Here is a 17,753-nt window from a genome sequence, read left to right as displayed (position 1 = left end):
ATGCTGCAAGATTCACAAAATTTACGAGAGAAAACCTATCTTTTTCTGGCAGAAGCACTTAGTGATTATATTCCCCAAACTAAAAATGGCAAACTTAAAAAAAAGGATTTAGGAGAAATTATGCGCCTAGAACTTTATCAAAATATTGATATTTTGCGCACAATTAACGCTCCTCATCTTGTTAAAATTGCTTTTAAAGCGGAATGCGATGAGAAAGACGCTAAGGAGAATGCCTTGAGGATTTTAAATTCTAAAAATTGCGCAATGGTCTGCTTAAATATTATTACAGAGCACAATAAGGGCTTTGGCAGTCATGAAAATAATCTGTTTATTTTAAGCAAAGAATCCCCTAGCTTACCACAACACAACACAACAGGCTATATCTATCGAGAATCTTATTTGCAGAATCCAGATTTTGACCACAATTCAGAATCAAAGCAAATGTTTGATTCTGCCTTAGATTCTTTTTCTACTTCTCTTGTGCGTTTTGGGTTAAAAGATTGTGTGTATAGAGATTTTAGTTTTCAATCTATGCCATATAGGGAATATCAATTAAGCGGTACAAAATTTGCCCTCAGTCTTGCATTATCTCTCTATATAGAATCTCTCAATCTTTAAATCTCATGATAAAAAGTGGGAAAATATTATATAATAGTCATATTTACATGAAGGAATAGAATGAATACTTTAAAGCACCTCGCAGTGGTTATGGACGGTAATAGAAGGTGGGCTAGAAAGAATGGTATTTTAGAAAAAATTGGTTATTTGCATGGCGCAAAAACAATACAAAAAATCATAGAAGTTTGCATAGAGGAGGGCATTACTAATCTCACACTTTTTGCTTTCAGCACTGAAAATTGGCAGAGACCGCAAGAAGAAATTGAGTATCTTTTTAATTTATTAGAAAAATATCTTGATAGTAGCCTTGAGAGTTTTTTGCGCAACAGAGTACGTTTTCGAGCAATTGGGGACTTGAAACGTATCGATAAAGGCATTTATCAGAAAATAAGGGATTTTGAGGAAACAACAAAAGATTGCAATAAATTGTGTGTGAATGTTGCTATTTCTTATGGTGCAAAAGATGAGATTGTACGCTCAATTAAACGGATTACTGAAAAAGGATTGCCCGTTACAGAAGAAAATATCCAAGCAAATTTAGATTTAAGTCAAGATGTTGATTTGCTTTTAAGAGTTGGCAATGCCCAAAGGATTTCTAATTTTTTACTTTGGCAATGTGCGTATGCCGAAATATTCTTTAGCGATACTTTGTTCCCGGGTTTGACAAAGAAAGAATGCAAAAAGATTATTGCAAACTTCAAGAAGAGAGAGAGGACCTTTGGTAAATAAGACTTTTGAATGAAAATATGTCAAAAAAATAAGAATACAGATTGATGTTGGTTTGTGATTTGTTTCTATCTAAGTGCCTTGAGAAACAATAGGTTAGTTCTTGTCGTATCATAAGGATTATAGCAGGTCGTGATATAAGGTATCAAATCGCGATAAGTCAAATCACTCTAGTTAAAAAATATCGATGAAGTGAGAATGTTTTGTAATGAGCAATGAAGAGAGTGAATGAAACAGTAACTAGGATATTTAAAAAGGCTGTTGTGCGATAAAATGAGTTGCTGTATTTTTTATTGATTGGGATATTTGGAATCTCTTGATTACAAGCAGATATGTGGCAGAATTGGTTTGAAATTCTTAGTATATTTTATGATTTTGTTCTAACAAAAACTCACCAAATTTCTACTCTTTTTAAGCCGACATATACTTGCAGCCTTTCAATCGTCAAGAAAAAAGCAAGATTTATTTCTATGAATAACTAACATAAACAAAAGTTTTGCGAATGAGATTCTTACAATAAAATACTTTTCATTCAATAAATTATAATGAAGTTTCATATCAACATTATTATAAATTCTACTATTTTCTATTGAAAGATAGACTAAATAGAGTAAAATAAAGGTTTTTAATCTTTTGAAATAGCATTCATGAGAGTTTGTAGATAAGACGGAAGTATTTTATCGATTTGCATGTGTTTAAGCATAAAAATGATTACACAGATTTGATTGTTTAGCATATAATCCTGCTTAATAGGGCGTTGATTTGTGTATGTTGTTATCTAGGAGTAACATTGCAATGTTTAAATTCATTGCGACTACTATCAAACTAACCTTAATCGTAAAGCTTTATTTTGGATTAGTTTTTGCTATGTATATTGCTAAAGCTTAAAGTCTTAAAATTGACCAATGCTTTCAGTGGAAAGAGAAAATTTTATTATTTGGGTAGTTCTTATGAGTAAAAAATTTTTTTTTGCAGTTAAAACATACATTAATGGTCTTGTTGTATCGATAATCTCTAAAATATTTTCTATTAAAAGAAATATTGATTTAGCAACAGAATCTAGATTCTATTCTTATAGAATCCCGCATGCAAGTATGCAGATTCTATCAACTCGTTTATTGCTTGTGCTATTTTGTTATGTCATGATGGTGTCTGCTGCTTTTGCAGGTACGCCTCATAGTTATAATAGAAGTACTGAATCGCAAAGATTAATTGACGCGCTTTGGCAAAATGGTTCTCATGATTTATCTGTTACAATGTTTTATCAGCAAGCCTTTGGTGACGATTTAACCATTCTTGATGCAACTTTTTTAGGATATTATGAAACAGGTAGATTATATGGGGCAAAAGCAGGGATAGGTTTTGTTTTAGCTGGACCTCTTTTTACCTTGCAAAATGGGACACATGAAGTTTATCAAGATGCTAAACAAATATTCCTTTTAGATTCTGCTTATCTTGATTATGTTAATACACGCTATGGGATTCATGCTATTGCTGGCAGATATAAATCTAATGAAGAATGGAATACTTTTAATTCTCAAGGTTTTGCTATTACTTATGAGGGGATTAAATACACTTCGTTTCATCTCACGGCTTCTTATGGTAGTGCTTTGGTGTTAAATGAGTATGTAACACCATTTAGAACTGATTTAAGTAATTTTGGCACATATCTTATTCGAGCAAAATTCAGATTACCTTTTCATATCGATTTAGAACCTTATGCGTATATTACGGGATTCTTCACTGCCTTTGGAGTCAAAGGACAAATTGGCTATCGCATCACACGCGATATTGAAATGGAAACAAAATTGCATATTGCAGCATACAATAAATATTACAAAGCACCTAATACTTATACAATAGGAACTACAGCACATAGCCACAAGTTTCAAAGTGCTGTGGATACAAGTTTTAATGCTGGCACAGGAAAGGATTTATCAGCTATTGCATGGATTGAGCAAGAGATGATATGGCGTAAATTTTTAGAACTTAAACTTGGTTTAATTGGCGTAACTACAAGTGGAGCAGAACTGATTGATTATTATGGGCATAAAGCTCCTTTTGAATATAATGTTGGTATGTTTTGGGGTGGGGCAGTTACCCCCTATGCGGCTTTAGGTATGAATATGTATCACCTCTTTGAATTGGAGGCAGGTATAAGAGGTACATTCTCGCAAGCTGGGAATATTTTTAGTTTTGAAGTGAAAGGCGAATACGATTTTTCTATTTGGAAGAACTATATTCGTGGAAAAATTGGACTAAGCGTTATTGGTGTCTATAATAAGACTTCCTATTCTTCTCCTACTGTAGCTAATCCGCTTAACACTATTCCAGCAGTGAATTTTTACGGTGGAAATAACTACACATTGATTCGAGGTTTTATTCGTGTATCAATTTAAATCAAATCCCACTCTCATTTTTCTGTGTATGACATGCAAACACTTATGACACTCAAGATTCAATCTCTACATGTACAAACTATTATTGGCATACTTCCACATGAACGTAAGAATCTCCAACCTACAATTCTCAATGCCAAGATTCAATACAGGTATAGAGGAGAATTTTTAGACTATATTCTCGTCCGTGATTTTATGACGCAAATTCTTTGCAGGGGAGAATATGGTTTGCTTGAATCTGCTCTACGGGATATAGCATTTAGGCTTTTTGATAGATTTGATTCTATCAAGAAAATCACATTAGAGATTTCAAAGCCAAACATTAATACACAATGTCAAATTAGTCTTAAAGCAACATTTAAGAAAAAATCCAAACTACATAGAATCTAACCAAACTCCAGAGTTCTTAGTAGGAATAGATTTAAGGTTTTTCTCTTAAGGTGAATTAAGAGAAAGTTATCCAATTATATGCTATGATTCAGCATTTAATTTGGTTTATACCTCTAAAGGCTTAACTATGGCAATGTCTAATATCGACCAAGTAACAAGTTTGCATAAAAATAATGAATTACAATTACTGTGCTTCCGTCTTGAAAAAAACAAAGATCTTTATGCTGTTAATGTTTTTAAGATTCGTGAAGTTGTTAAATATGATGGTGTGCTAACAATCGTAAGTCATGAGGCAAATTCTCTTGTAGAGGGATTGATTACCATTAGAGAACTTACTATACCGCTCATTGATATGCGTAAATGGTTTTTTTATGACCCTGCTATACCCAATAAAGATTTACGTAATTATACAGTTAAAAGAGATAAAGGGGAAGATGACATCATTATGATATGTGAGTTTTCAAGATGGACAATTGGCGTGCGCATTTATGAGGCTGACAGGATTCTTAATAAGAAATGGACAGAAATAGAGCAAAACTCGGGTTTTGGAAATAGTAGTGGCAATGGTAAATTAGTCTCTAGGACAAGATACTTTGATGGCAGATTGGTGCAGGTTGTAGATATTGAAAAAATGCTTGTTGATGTGTTTCCATGGATTGAAGAAGAGAAAAATAAAGAAATGCAGAATATTCGTCAAATTAATTCCTCTAAGAAGATTCTCTTAGCTGATGATAGCCCTACAGTATTAAAGACTATGCAAGCGATACTCAATCAATTAGGTGTTGTTCATCTGGATTTTATCAATGGGCAAAAATTGCTTGATTATATTTTTGCTAAAGACACTGATATTAATGAAATAGGTTTAATTATCACAGATTTAGAAATGCCAGAATCAAGCGGCTTTGAGGTTATTAAACAACTAAAGGGAGATCCAAGGACCAAGCACTTGCCTATTGTCGTTAATTCTTCCATGAGCGGCAATAGCAACGAAGAGATGGCACTATCTCTTAATGCTGACGAATTTATTTCAAAGTCTAATCCTATTGAGATTGAAAAAGCCGTTAGAGACTTGATGTTATAACGAGACATTATAGTAATTGTCAATACATGATGCTTGAGGTAGTGGATGTCTAAGGAATTTTTTAAACCACCTAAGCTTTCTTTAAGGCAATATTTGGAGCAAGCCTTAAACATCTATTCTACGAAAAATGCCCATACAGATTCTCAAGGCAATACAACTGCAATCAGTCGTATCCATTCACAAAAAAGACCCGTTCAAGCAAACAAGCAATTCAACACGTCTAAGAATCTAGGAGATGAACAAGGTGTTGTTTCAGAATCTTGTCAATCTGCCTTTAATGTATGCGATAGTCAATTCACGCAACAAAGTCTTGCAGAGATTCTAATCTCTCATATCCCTAGCCCTTGTTATGTATTGCATTATGATTCTTTAGAATCTAATCTTCAATTATTGCATAATGTCGCGAAAGCTAGTGATTGTAAAATACTTATAGCACTTAAGGGGTATAGTTTTTGGCGTGAATTTGACGGAGTTCGTAAATATCTAAATGGTGCTACTTGCAGTGGAGCTTGGGAAGCGCGTTTAGCTTATGAGGAAATTGTTAAACCTTCACAAGATTATCCACAATACTCAAAGGCAATTCCTTTATGCGAGGAAGTCAATTCCTCCATAACGAATACTAAAAGTCTCAATATTGAGATGGCAGATGATGCTCCTAGCAATAACAAAACTCAAGCAAATATAGAATGTTCGCAAATAGAATCTTCTCAACAAAAAAGTCTCTTACAAGCAAATTATCTGCTAGATTCTATGGATGATGTTCCTATTAATAGTAAAGATATTTGCGTCTTTTCTCCTGCATATCAAGAGTCTCAAATGCAAGAAATTTTGCAATATGCCACTCATATTATTTTTAATTCCTTTGCCCAGTGGCATAGATTTAAAGCCATGATTGATTCAAAAAACAAGGAGTTGATGGTTTCACAACAAGAACAGATAAGGAAAATTCAAGTTGGACTTCGTATCAATCCTTTGTATAGTGAAGTGGAACCGCCTATCTATAATCCCTGCATTCCTAAAAGCAGGTTGGGTATTATTCCGAGTGAATTTTACAAAGGTATAGATACTTATAGCGCATTATATGGCTATAAAAGTCATGAAGAATTTTTCACAGCTGAATTTTGTGGGCTGCATTTTCATACTCATTGCGAGCAAGATTCTGCAGCCTTAAGTCGCACTCTTCCACATGTTGTTAAGCATTTTGATTCTTACATTGCTCTTTCAAAGTGGATAAATTTTGGTGGCGGGCATCACATTACGAGGGAGGATTATAATTGTGATTTGCTTATATCTTTAATTCAAGATTTTAAAGCAAAATATAAGGGTATAGAAGTATTTTTGGAGCCCGGGGAAGCTGTGGGTTGGCAGTGTGGCGATTTAATCGGTACGGTAATAGATATTATTCAAAATGAAGGCAATGTAGCCATTTTAGATATAAGTGCAAGTTGTCATGCCCCAGACTGTCTTGAAATGCCATATCGTCCAGAATGTTACAAGATTTCTTTGCAAGATTCCACATTACAGAATGGTGCTAAATCGTCACGTGATTCATGCCTAGTAGATACACAAAATATAGAAAATTCACATGTTTCTAAGCATGAAACAAACAATTCTATGCGCTCACATGTCTTGCTTGATTCTTCTGATAAAAATTGCATACAACGATTAAGCATCGAGAGTGATTTGGGAGAAAACAAAGGCAAGTATCGTTACCGTTTTGGAGGACCTACTTGTTTGGCTGGAGATATTATTGGGGATTATAGTTTTAACACAGAACTTCGTATTGGTGATAGAATTGCATTTTGCGATATGATACATTACACAATCGTTAAGAATACAACATTTAACGGTGTGGAATTACCAAAGCTTGGTGTCATCAAGAATGATACTTTTACACTCTTAAAGGAATTCGATTATTTAGACTTTAAGAACAGAAATTAACCCCCCCCCCCCTTTTTTTGCATAAGTAATTTTTGACTTAATTGTATTGATACGGATTCTAAAGCGTGTATAACTTTTGCATATTCTTAGTGGGCTAGTTTTTTGTTGTGATTTAGAGAATATGGCATTAGATTGTAGGGGGGCAATCTTGAGGCTTTTATGAAATTAAAATCCAAAAGCACTTTTACTATTAGAATACACAAAATAATCAAGCCTTTCATATATAGTTTAACTTGCAAGATTCCTAAAACAGATAAAAATAATACGGGCAATTATAAGATAAAGCAAATCACTAAATAGTGAGCAAATCTCCTTTGCTAGAATAATTGACTTTGCCTATTTACATCAAGATTCTAATTACGGTCATAGATTCTCACCCAGCCCTTAAACCTACTTTGATTCCTTATTGTGAGCGATGCTTTTGTTAAAAGCCTCACACAGCCTATCCCCACAATAGAAATATTTTCTACTCGCTCCTTGATACTCTCTAACTCTTCTTGAGTGAAAGTAATGACTATTGCTCCTAGATTCTCATGCAAATATTGAGAGTTATTGACTCCCGAGATAGGCACGATGAAAGGCTTTTGTGCTAACGTCAAAGACAGGGCAAAAGGTGGATAAATCTTTCACGAGCTTTCTTGATGAATAGGCATAAGGTTGGCATGTATTTTTCTTTGCAAAAGACTGACATTCACGGTGATTGTTTAACCTCATTAGCACATAAGACTTCAGAGATGAATCAATGAAACATCAAACGCAAATCATCAATCCTTTCTCCAATTACCTTGCTACAATCTCTTAGCCTTGCCACTAAATTGCTCAATTCTCACTTCGTAGGCATTGAAGTGTTTGATTTCTGTCTCAATAGAGATTGGGGCAAATTCCACTTTATCGGGCATATATTTTTGACACAAAAGCAGCATTGCCTGATTGATGTCCTCTTTCTCTTTGAGTTGGTAAATTCGCCCATAGGCAATCACACTTTCGTATTCTGTCGTGAAGATATGACTGCCTAACATTTTGGGTTGATGATGTGCCAAGTGCCTGATTTCTTCCTTACTGAATAAATCAGGCACTTGCACTGCCCCCACAAATACTGCACACACTAAGGTTTCATCTTTAAAGAATCTCATCTTTCGCCCTGATTTTGCTGAATGCAAAAAGAGACGCTCAGAGTGATAGGCAAAGGAGAGGGGAATGCTAAAGATGTGTTCATCAAGACAAGGATTCTGGGATTTGGGCGTAAAATCTTTCACACATAAGGGAGCAGTGCTAAGCACGCAATAGGGGGCTTTTTGCATAATCTCTATGGCTTCTTGTTCAGGCAGTTCTCTATCTTTGCGTCTCATTGATTGGTGTTTCCCCCGCTTGTGTTTTGACTACAAGCTTACCTAGCTATTTTGTCAAATGATTTGGGGATTATAACACAAATCTCCCTTAAGTCCTCAAGAATCCCTGCATAAGATTTAGCCCAAGAGTAGATTCATTATACAAGGTGTGAATCTAGGACTTTATAGATTATGAGATTATGAGAGGCTTCCTTATGTGTCCCACCCAAACCTAAAAAGATAGAGAAAGAAAAAGCACAGAGTTGATGTGTCCTCACATATCCCACCCAAACAAGCTTTGATTTCTATCTAGCTTTTTAATGGCACTCAAGTCTTCACGAGAGAGTGTGAAGTCAAAGAGATTGAGATTCTCACTCATTCGCTCTTTTTTGGAGCTTTTAGGAATCACATTCACATTGCGTTCGATGAGATAGCGCAAGCCTACCTGTGCAGGAGTTTTGTGATATTTCTTACCAATTTTGAGTAAAGTCTCATTTGTGAAAAAATTATTTTTTCCTGCAGCGAAGGGACTCCACGCCTGCATTATTGTGCCGTGTTTTTGCATGATTTGTTGCAGAGATTCTCTTTGGAAAAAGACATGCACTTGGAGTTGATTAACCGCAGGGATAATCTTGCACGTTTTGATAAACTCAAGGTATTGCTGGGTATCAAAATTAGAGATTCCTAGAGCCTTAATTGCGCCTTGATGATAAAATTCCTCCATTGCCCGATACATTTCTTTTGCCTGTGGATAGGGGCTATGAATGAGTAATAAGTCAATATAGTCTAAATCTAAAGCAGACAAAGAGCTTTGAATGCTCCTTTTGGTATTCTCATAATTCGTGCCACTAGAGAGTTTGGTGGTGATAAACACCTCCTTGCGCTTGATTGTGCTTGCCTTGATTGCTTGTGCCAACTCTTTTTCATTATGATACATTTGTGCGCTATCAAAGAGTCGATAGCCGACACTCAAGGCATCAAGATTTTCATAAGTTTAAGTTCTCACAAAGCAAATCACTTGAGTCAAACTCTTAATCCTTAAGTTTAGCCAAATATTCTTGTGTGGGCAGTGTATTCACATTAGCACTAAAGATACAAAACGCTTCTTGTACATCGCATCCTAAATACCCAAAGGAATGATTAATAGGTGAAAGTAGAGTGTGAATGTTGTAGCCATGATGTCCATCATAGCTGGATTTTTCACCGTATGCTGTAGTAATAATGCCAAATTTCTTGCCTTGAAGTAACTTTGGATTGTCGCTATATAAAATGCCTGTTAGCACCCTATCTTGCCATTCTTTCATCAAAGCAGGTGTGCTAAACCAAAAAAGAGGAAATTGGAAGAATATTTTATCAGCCTTTTGTAAAAGTGCGATTTCAGTTTGTGTATTGATATTACCATCTTGATAAGTTGTGCTTAGATTGTGGATAGTCAAGTGGGGTAGAGATTCTGCAGATTGCAAAAGGGCTTTGTTCACCTTAGAATCTTTCCAAAAAGTATGCGCAAAGAGCAAAAGTGTCTGCATGATGTGTCCTTCATTAATATGAGAAATTATGGCGTAATTATAGTAGAAATTACCCATTGAGTTAGAGAGAATAATAAGAATTGAGAATAAAATAACGTGAAAGAGAATGTATCAGTCAGCTTAAACAGTGAGCAGTACAACAAAAAGGCGAAACACTCACTACATAGAGGATAAAGAAATTAGGTGATGCCTTAACTTCATAATGATTCAGTCAAAAAAGGGGAGGGGTACTACCATTTTTACCAAAAAATAATAGAAGATTCCAACACTTCTAATTTTCTTAAAGCCACCCTAGCCTTTAATGCAGCAAATAATTTGGCTGGGTATTTGATAATGAAATAGATAATCTGGATTCTTCGATTCTATCGATATTTTAGAATCAATGGCACAAAGTTTTGTGTTATTGCATTCTCTAGCTTGTAATGAATTTAGCAAGTGGAAGAACACTTATCATTGAGTTGATGAAGCTTGGAAAGGCTAAAAAATAATGTGATAGCAGAGGAAGTGAAAATAAACTTAGAACTATTAGAAAGTAAAATTATGCTTAAGTAATGACAAAAGAAGTAAATTGTCATTCTGAACTTGCTTTAGCAAGGCTGAAGAATCTATGTGTAGAGGATTTCTTAAATCCTCTATTGTAAGAATTTTCATAAAGCAATCAACAACGATAAACTGATCTCGAATTATAGAATCTTGAGATACTTCGCTACGTTTAAGTAATGACAATAGGAGTAAATTGTCATTCTGAAGTCTTGTGTAGCAAGGCTGAAGAATCTAGCAATCCTTGTCATTCTGAACTTGCTTTAGCAAGTGAAGAATCTCTTCTACTAGATTCTAAAGAGATGAAAGATTCTCAAAGTGAGAAAGGAATTAAGAACTAAGCATGAGAGAATCTAAGAGATTAAGAGAGAATCAAGGCATTAAGATTCAAACACGAGAAAGAATAAGAGAGTAAGAGAGATTTAAAAGAGTAAAAAAGTAAGAAAAAATAGAAAACACAACATAAGAGAGTTAAGGGATAAAGAATCTAAAGATTAAGAGTAAAAGAATTTTCTGTGATTCATTTGAGATTCTGTGTGTGATTCTGTATTTGATTAGAGAATCTCTCCATGATTATGTGCTTCATTAATATTTCATGAATCTTTGTTTGATTAAAGAATCTTAAAAGATTCTATTAGAGATACTTCGGGCTTTGCCCAAAGTAATGACAAAAAAAGGAGTCTTAATATGACAAAGAGAGATATTTCGCTTCACTCGCATAATCCCTAAGGATTATCCATATTTGCAAATAGGACAAATCCAATCTTAATATAAAACTTATAGACTAGAGGCATTTTGCCTGTTACACTCCCTTGTGCATTGCGGTAGCACATCACCCATACTTGTAGTATGATAAATAAGAATTCTTGTCATTCTGAACTTTGCAAAGCAAAGTGAAGAATCTATGTGTAGAGGATTCTTAAAGTCCTCTATTGTAAGAACTCCTATAAAGCAATCAACAACGATAAACTTCAATTTACAGAATCTTGAGATACTTCGGCTAACGCCTTTAGTAATGACAAAAAAAAGGAGTCTTAATATGACAATAGGACAAACTAAATTGTCATTCTGAACCCTCTTTAGAGGGTGAAGAATCTATTATGCTAGATCGCTAGGAATCCAGAAAAGTTCTCTTCACAGACACACAAGATATTTTCACAAAAATAAATAAATCACAGAAAAGCTCAAAGTTTTCACACAAAGCACAATAAAGATTCTATGGAGGATAAAACTTCCCTAGAGAAATTCCCTAGAGAAATTCCCTAGAGAAAAAGTAAAGACAATTCCCCACCAAGAAAGAGAGAATCACGAGAAAAACAATGTTGAGTATAGCCTTAGGTATCAATTGACTTTAGCACAGGATTGCCGTTGTCGATATGCCTCAAATGATAGAGAGCTGCTTGAGTATGTGAAGCTGTGAGCCATGAATAGGCTGTAGCAATCATCGGAGGCACGGGTAGCAGTACTCATTGATTATAAATGCAGATAGATTATCATGATTGAATATGTAAGAGATTGTATTTATTGGCATACAGAGGCAGTGTCTATTAAGAATCTTGCAACTTTTGATTCAATGACAATTAATAACAAATGAAAAATTTTAATCAACGTTATGGCATTGTTACTTTAGAATCCCGAGATACCAAATAGAAGTGCAAGACATAGTCAAAACAATGAACAAGATTGTAATGTTATAAAAAGAGATTGTAGCAATAGGGCTAGAATTGCTATGCTTGGAGTAGTAACCCCTTGATACAAAGGTGCTATAATTTTGTGAATATTTTTTAACACTTAATATCTGTTTGAGCGATTGAGGTCAAAAGATTTATAATGAGATTTACGCACATACAAATAAAAAGAAACGAAGCAGGAAATATGCCTTATTTTAAGCGAATTTCTAAGAATGTCTTTTTAAATTACAATCTTTTGCAGGACAAGGAATATGAATGATAAATGACATTATCTCATATAGCATAAAAAATAAAAACGTTGTGTTATTTGTTACAGCCATACTCTTTGTTATCTCTTTATTTTCTTTGCAAAAGCTCAGAATTGATGCGCTCCCGGACTTAAGCCCACCGCAAGTAGTGATTGAAATTAACTTTCCTAGTCAAGGTCCAAAAATTATTCAAGACCAAGTTACTTACCCTTTAGTCAATCAGCTTATGGCAATTTCAGGCGTTGAAACTGTGCGTGGAATCTCAGGTTATGAAAGTGCGCTGATTTATGTTATTTTTAAAGACAAAACAGATTTATATTGGGCAAGAAGCAGAATCTTGGAACAATTAAATCAAGTGCAAAATATCCCTTCTAATGCCAAAATTACTCTAGGTAGCGATTCTACAAGTGTAGGCTGGGCTTATCAATATTTCCTTAATTCTCCAAGCAAGAATCTAGCTGAATTAAAAAGTTTGCAAGACTTCTATTATAAATATGCTTTGCTGGGTATTGATGGGGTAAGCGAGGTAGCTAGTATTGGGGGTTTTCTAAAAAATTATGAAGTCAGCATTGATAATGCCAAGCTATTGCGTTATGACTTAAGTTTGCAAGAAGTGATAGATTCTATCGTACGCGCCAATAATGATAGTGGTGGTGGTGTTGTTGTTGAAGGAGGATTTGAGAAAATTATTCGTGCTAGTGGCTATATAAAAAATGAAGAAGATTTAGAAAATACTTTTATTAAAATGCAAGGGAATATCCCTCTAAGATTACAGGATATTGCAACGATTAATCTCGTGCCAAAGTCAAGACGTGGTGTGGCAGATATTAATGGCGAACGTGAAGTTGTGGGGGGTATTGTCATGGTGAAATATAATGGCAATACTTATGAAACACTTAAAAACATCAAAGAAAAAATAGCTGCTTTAAATATGGGTAATACTGAGGTGCAGATAGAATCAGTCTATGATAGGAGTGAGCTTATAGAAAAGGCGATTTCTGGTCTTGTTAAAACACTCATTGAGGAGAGTGTCATTGTATTGATTGTGAGTATGATATTTCTACTGCATTTGCGAAGTGCCTTAGTCATCATTATCACACTTCCTTTATGTGTGCTTTTTACGTTTTTATTAATGTGGGTTTTTAATATAGAATCTACAATTATGAGTTTAGGAGGTATTGCGATTGCAATTGGAGCAATGGTGGATGCTGCTATTGTGATGATTGAAAATGCGCATAAGAATCTTGCCGTTAAGAAAAGGAGGGTTATTGATAATACCAATTCAGGAGACTTAGATTTTTCGCATGTATTGAAAAAAACAAAACAAAATTCAGATTTTGCCCATTATGTATTCAATAACACGCAAAGACAGAATGTCATTATAGAAAGTGCTAAGCAAGTAGGCTCACCCATATTTTTTGCATTGATGATTGTGGTGGTGTCATTTCTGCCTATTTTTGCGTTAAGCGGGCAGGAAGAGAAGTTATTTACACCTTTAGCTTATACCAAAACCTTTGCTATGCTTATTGGTGCAATATTGTCTATCACAATTGTGCCTTTGTTGATGATTATCTTTATCAAAGGGAAAATTATTAGTGAAGACAATAATCCTATTAATAAATTTTGTATCTGGATTTATAGTAAAGCGTTGATAGCTTCTTTGCGACTGAAATGGGTATTTCTTACAATATGTTTTATGCTGCTTTTTTCAGGATATTTTATCTACAAACATATAAATTGGGAATTTATGCCTCAAATCAATGAAGGAGTGATTATGTACATGCCTGTAAGTAATGTTGCTCCTAGCATTGATACTAGCCTTGTGTATTTACAAAAAGTAGATTCTATTATTAAGAGTTTTGATGAGGTAGAAATGGTATTTGGTAAAGCGGGGAGAGCAAATACAACAAGTGATCCTGCACCGTTGTCTATGCTTGAAGTGTATATACACTTAAAACCAGAGATTCGCTTTGATAGCAAACAATGGGCAGATTTACGAGAGAGATTAGAATCCAAACTGCAAATAGCAGGACTTACAAATTCATGGACATACCCTATTCGTGGGCGCACAGATATGCTTCTAACAGGCATTCGCACCCCACTAGGGATTAAACTCTATGGTAATGATACACAGGTATTGCAACAATTAGCTGTTGCTATGGAATCTAAGCTTAAGGATATGCAAGAAAGCCTTTCGGTTTTTGCAGAACGGGCAAAAAGAGGGTATTATATTGAAATTGAGATAGAAGATTCTAAGCTTGCGCGCTATGGAGTGAGTAAAGACTCTCTCTTTAAACTCCTTAATTCCGCATTAGGCGGTGTAGAAATCACAAAACAGATTCAGGGTGTTGAAAATTATCCTATTTCTTTGCGCTTACAGGATACACAACGCAATGATATAGAATCTATCCAAGAAATCTATATCAAAACTACACTAGGCTTTAGACCCTTGAGAGAATTAGCGCGCATTTCTTATACCAATGCACCTATGGAATTAAAGAGCGAAAAAGGCTTAGGCGTAAATTTTATTTATATTACACCAAAAGAAGGCGTAAGCGCGAAATCCTACAAACAAAAAGCAATGCAGATTTTACAAGATATAAAATTGCCAAATGGTTATTATTATGAATTTAGCGGAGAAAGTGAATATATAGAGAAAGCATTAGAGACACTACAATACATTATCCCGCTCAGTCTCTTTGTAATTTTTATCTTAATATTTTTCGCTCTGAAAAATTGGAGTTATACACTGCTTTGCTTTTTCTCTCTGCCTTTTGCAATTTTAGGGGGATTAGGCGCAATTGATTATTTAGGATTTAATTTGAGTATTGCAGGAATTGTAGGACTTTTAGCGTTATTGGGGATTGCTAGTGAGACTAGCATTGTCATGCTGCTTTATTTGGAGCAGAGCTTCCAAGCTATGAAACATCAATTTTTTATTGCGGATTTTTTGCCAGATTCACAAGATTCTCAACTACAAGATTCTGTAAAATCCACCTTAGATTCTAATTTAGAATCTAAGCTTGCATTACAAACACATTGGCTAGACCTATTAAGAAGCTGTGTGCTTAAGGGAGCTGCCCAAAGGGTAAGACCAAAGCTAATGACTGTGTTAAGTATTATCGCCTCTTTAGTGCCAATTATGTTTTCCCATGATGTAGGCAGTGAAATCATGCGAGCTATTGCCGCGCCTATGCTAGGCGGCATGATAACTAGCACACTTTTGACGCTTTTTATTATTCCAATATGTTTTTATTTACTCAAGAAACGAGAGTTACAGTCTCAATAGAATCTAGATTATTTACTAATTCAAGCTCTTAAAATAGCAAGAGTTTTTATCATTATTGGCGCATAAACAAGCACCACAATATAATCGAAGATTGATGATAAATCAAAGGAAAAAGTAGATTCCAAAACAGAATCAAGCACTTTGCAAGCAAAACAAGAAGTAACCATGAAAAGTGCGTTAGCAAGAGAAGCAATCAAGAATTTTGCTTCACAATTCAGAGAGGAAGTTCTTAATTATAAACCACCTATTACAAAAATTAACTTAGAGTTAAATCCTGCAAGTTTGGGACAAGTATCCTTAAGCATTGCAAAAAAAGGTAAAGATTTACAAGTGTCTATTACTTCCAATGCTAATGTTATGACAATGTTTGTACAAAACGCACAAGAATTACGACAGAATCTTATGCAGATTGGATTCAATAATCTTGATTTAAACTTTAATTCACATGAAAATAAAGGCAATCAATCCCAAGAGAATAATCACGAACAAGCACAAGATAAGACAAAAATCTCAAATATTGAGGAAGCACAAGAACTTGTAGCATCAGGAAATATTCCTAGTTCTCTTGAAATCACATTACCCGAATATGCTTAATTATCTTTATGCCATAGATTTGTAAGACTTAGTGTTTAATATAAATGTGATGATATGAGTATGAATATATAGAAGCAGAAAGAGGATAAATTCCTACTTCCTATTCTTTATTTTATTAGCTTGCAAACTATGACAAATTTACTCAATAGTAGATAAAATAATCATCACACAAATTAGCATGATTCCTCTTTCTCTTTATATCAAAGACATGATAAGGTTTGTGTATCATTGACTAAGAATACACCTCTTTGATATTGAGATATGAATACAGAGAATCTTTTCTCTATGGATAAAAGGAATCTCTATTATTCTACTAGATAACCCACTAGATGACTTGCTAAATGACCTACTAGATAATAACCTATTAAATGACTTGCATTCTAATAGCAGAAGCAAAGAATGCAAAATACAGAGTAATTAAATAACCTGCTAGATGACTTGCTAGATAACCCACTAGATGACTTGCTAAATGACCTACTAGATAATAACCTATTAAATGATTTGTATTCTAATAGATGTCTCAACGCTATAACTCTATCATCTATAATCTTAGATTCTATCTATTCTATCTATTCTATCTTGATTATCTTGATTATCTTAGATTCTCACAATCTCTATATCTCTATATAATCTATATCTCTTAGATTCTCATAATCTCTATATCCTATATCCTTATATCTCTTCAATTATCAATTATCTTAGATTCTATCTCTCTCTATATCTCTTAGATTCTCATAATCTCTATAATCTCTATTATCTTAGATTCTCTCTATTCTCTCTCTATAATCTTAGATTCTCTCTCTATTTATCTATCATTCAATCTTCTCTTAAAGGATAATATAGATATTAGTGTGAGTATTTCTGTGTTATAGATGTTATTATTATAGATAGATATACCAAGTCTTTCTATCTTTTAAGAGAATAAGCTTAGGGGTATTTCTTAGAGAGAGTGTTTTGTAGAATACTTATCCTATAAATATTCTTTTCCTAACACTTAAAATTTCTCTAAGAGAGAAGCTCTCTTATCTCATTCTCTTTGAATCTTGAGATTCTTTAGTTCTTAATGCTTAGATTCTCATAATCTCTTAAATCTTTTCATGCTTTGTTTTCTATTTTCTCTTAATCTCTCTTATTCTTTCTCATGTCTGAATCTTAATGCCTTGATTCTCTCTTATTCTTTCTTATTCTCTTAATGCTTAGTTCTTAATTCCTTTCTCACTTTGAGATTCTTTGCTCTTTTTAGAATCTAGTAGAAGAGATTCTTCACTTTGCTAAAGCAAAGCTCAGAATGACAAGGATTGCTAGATTCGTCAATTTTGCTACACAAGTCTTCAAAATGACAAGAAACTAAAATGTTATTTTGAGAATTATTTAATCATGCA

General features: G+C 34.1%; 14 protein-coding genes. 9 read left to right on the top strand and 5 right to left on the bottom strand.

The annotated features are described in order from the left end of the window. The 6 genes from CQA44_RS09280 to CQA44_RS12630 all read left to right on the top strand — a co-directional run. Positions 1 to 618, top strand: a 618-nt coding sequence (locus CQA44_RS09280; RefSeq protein WP_115546977.1) for a phosphopantothenoylcysteine decarboxylase, incomplete at its 5' end; no start/stop codon positions are given. Between the two features lie 60 nt (positions 619 to 678). Next, positions 679 to 1,347 (top strand): polyprenyl diphosphate synthase, encoded by a 669-nt coding sequence (gene uppS / locus CQA44_RS09275; RefSeq protein ID WP_115546976.1) that lies wholly within the window; start codon positions 679 to 681, stop codon positions 1,345 to 1,347. Between the two features lie 947 nt (positions 1,348 to 2,294). Next, entirely contained in the window at positions 2,295 to 3,743 is a 1,449-nt protein-coding gene (locus CQA44_RS09270) for an outer membrane family protein (protein WP_147289780.1), read from the top strand. 45 nt (positions 3,744 to 3,788) lie between these two features. Continuing rightward, entirely contained in the window at positions 3,789 to 4,133 is a 345-nt protein-coding gene (locus CQA44_RS09265; protein WP_181881855.1) for a dihydroneopterin aldolase, read from the top strand. Positions 4,134 to 4,260: 127 nt separating this feature from the next. Continuing rightward, positions 4,261 to 5,214 (top strand): chemotaxis protein, encoded by a 954-nt coding sequence (locus tag CQA44_RS09260; RefSeq protein WP_115546973.1) that lies wholly within the window; start codon positions 4,261 to 4,263, stop codon positions 5,212 to 5,214. A 750-nt stretch (positions 5,215 to 5,964) separates the two neighbouring features. After that, positions 5,965 to 7,155: a carboxynorspermidine decarboxylase gene (locus CQA44_RS12630; RefSeq protein WP_181881856.1), complete on the top strand. Its 1,191-nt coding sequence runs from the start codon at positions 5,965 to 5,967 to the stop codon at positions 7,153 to 7,155. Between the two features lie 353 nt (positions 7,156 to 7,508). On the opposite strand, the gene CQA44_RS09250 is transcribed toward CQA44_RS12630, so the two are convergent. From CQA44_RS09250 to CQA44_RS09235, 4 genes are all read right to left on the bottom strand, one after another. Beyond that, positions 7,509 to 7,754 carry a hypothetical protein gene (locus tag CQA44_RS09250; protein ID WP_147289779.1) on the bottom strand — a complete coding sequence of 82 codons (246 nt, stop codon included), beginning with the start codon at positions 7,752 to 7,754 and terminating at the stop codon, positions 7,509 to 7,511. Positions 7,755 to 7,943: 189 nt separating this feature from the next. Then, a complete protein-coding gene (locus CQA44_RS09245; protein WP_115546971.1) occupies positions 7,944 to 8,504 on the bottom strand; it encodes a pyridoxamine 5'-phosphate oxidase family protein in 561 nt (186 codons plus the stop codon). A 253-nt stretch (positions 8,505 to 8,757) separates the two neighbouring features. Beyond that, positions 8,758 to 9,456 carry an aldo/keto reductase gene (locus tag CQA44_RS09240; RefSeq protein ID WP_258864979.1) on the bottom strand — a complete coding sequence of 233 codons (699 nt, stop codon included), beginning with the start codon at positions 9,454 to 9,456 and terminating at the stop codon, positions 8,758 to 8,760. A 58-nt stretch (positions 9,457 to 9,514) separates the two neighbouring features. Further along, positions 9,515 to 10,009, bottom strand: a complete 495-nt coding sequence (locus tag CQA44_RS09235) for an NAD(P)H-dependent oxidoreductase (protein WP_115546969.1) — start codon at positions 10,007 to 10,009, stop codon at positions 9,515 to 9,517. Between the two features lie 719 nt (positions 10,010 to 10,728). Between CQA44_RS09235 and CQA44_RS12625 the strand changes: the two genes are divergently transcribed. Then, positions 10,729 to 10,890, top strand: a complete 162-nt coding sequence (locus CQA44_RS12625; RefSeq protein ID WP_181881854.1) for a hypothetical protein — start codon at positions 10,729 to 10,731, stop codon at positions 10,888 to 10,890. Between the two features lie 436 nt (positions 10,891 to 11,326). Here CQA44_RS12625 and CQA44_RS12420 read toward each other — a convergent pair whose 3' ends face one another. Next, positions 11,327 to 11,524 carry a hypothetical protein gene (locus CQA44_RS12420; RefSeq protein ID WP_147289778.1) on the bottom strand — a complete coding sequence of 66 codons (198 nt, stop codon included), beginning with the start codon at positions 11,522 to 11,524 and terminating at the stop codon, positions 11,327 to 11,329. Between the two features lie 971 nt (positions 11,525 to 12,495). Here CQA44_RS12420 and CQA44_RS09230 point away from each other — a divergent pair. Beyond that, complete coding sequence (locus CQA44_RS09230; protein ID WP_115546968.1) at positions 12,496 to 15,777, top strand: efflux RND transporter permease subunit; 3,282 nt, start codon at positions 12,496 to 12,498, stop codon at positions 15,775 to 15,777. A gap of 165 nt (positions 15,778 to 15,942) precedes the next feature. Continuing rightward, a complete protein-coding gene (locus CQA44_RS09225) occupies positions 15,943 to 16,371 on the top strand; it encodes a flagellar hook-length control protein FliK (protein WP_115546978.1) in 429 nt (142 codons plus the stop codon). Positions 16,372 to 17,753: the final 1,382 nt, after the last annotated feature.

The sequence above is a fragment of the Helicobacter sp. MIT 14-3879 genome, assembly GCF_003364125.1.
The sequence above is the reverse complement of the archived record's forward strand: the minus strand, read 5'-3'. Positions and strand labels throughout refer to the sequence as shown.

Coding starts and splice junctions, on each gene's coding strand:
- uppS (WP_115546976.1), top strand. CDS start 679: ATGAATACTTTAAAGCACCTCGCAGTGGTTATGGACGGTAATAGAAGG.
- CQA44_RS09270 (WP_147289780.1), top strand. CDS start 2,295: ATGAGTAAAAAATTTTTTTTTGCAGTTAAAACATACATTAATGGTCTT.
- CQA44_RS09265 (WP_181881855.1), top strand. CDS start 3,789: ATGACACTCAAGATTCAATCTCTACATGTACAAACTATTATTGGCATA.
- CQA44_RS09260 (WP_115546973.1), top strand. CDS start 4,261: ATGGCAATGTCTAATATCGACCAAGTAACAAGTTTGCATAAAAATAAT.
- CQA44_RS12630 (WP_181881856.1), top strand. CDS start 5,965: ATGGATGATGTTCCTATTAATAGTAAAGATATTTGCGTCTTTTCTCCT.
- CQA44_RS09245 (WP_115546971.1), bottom strand. CDS start 8,504: ATGAGACGCAAAGATAGAGAACTGCCTGAACAAGAAGCCATAGAGATT.
- CQA44_RS09235 (WP_115546969.1), bottom strand. CDS start 10,009: ATGCAGACACTTTTGCTCTTTGCGCATACTTTTTGGAAAGATTCTAAG.
- CQA44_RS12625 (WP_181881854.1), top strand. CDS start 10,729: ATGACAATAGGAGTAAATTGTCATTCTGAAGTCTTGTGTAGCAAGGCT.
- CQA44_RS09230 (WP_115546968.1), top strand. CDS start 12,496: ATGATAAATGACATTATCTCATATAGCATAAAAAATAAAAACGTTGTG.
- CQA44_RS09225 (WP_115546978.1), top strand. CDS start 15,943: ATGAAAAGTGCGTTAGCAAGAGAAGCAATCAAGAATTTTGCTTCACAA.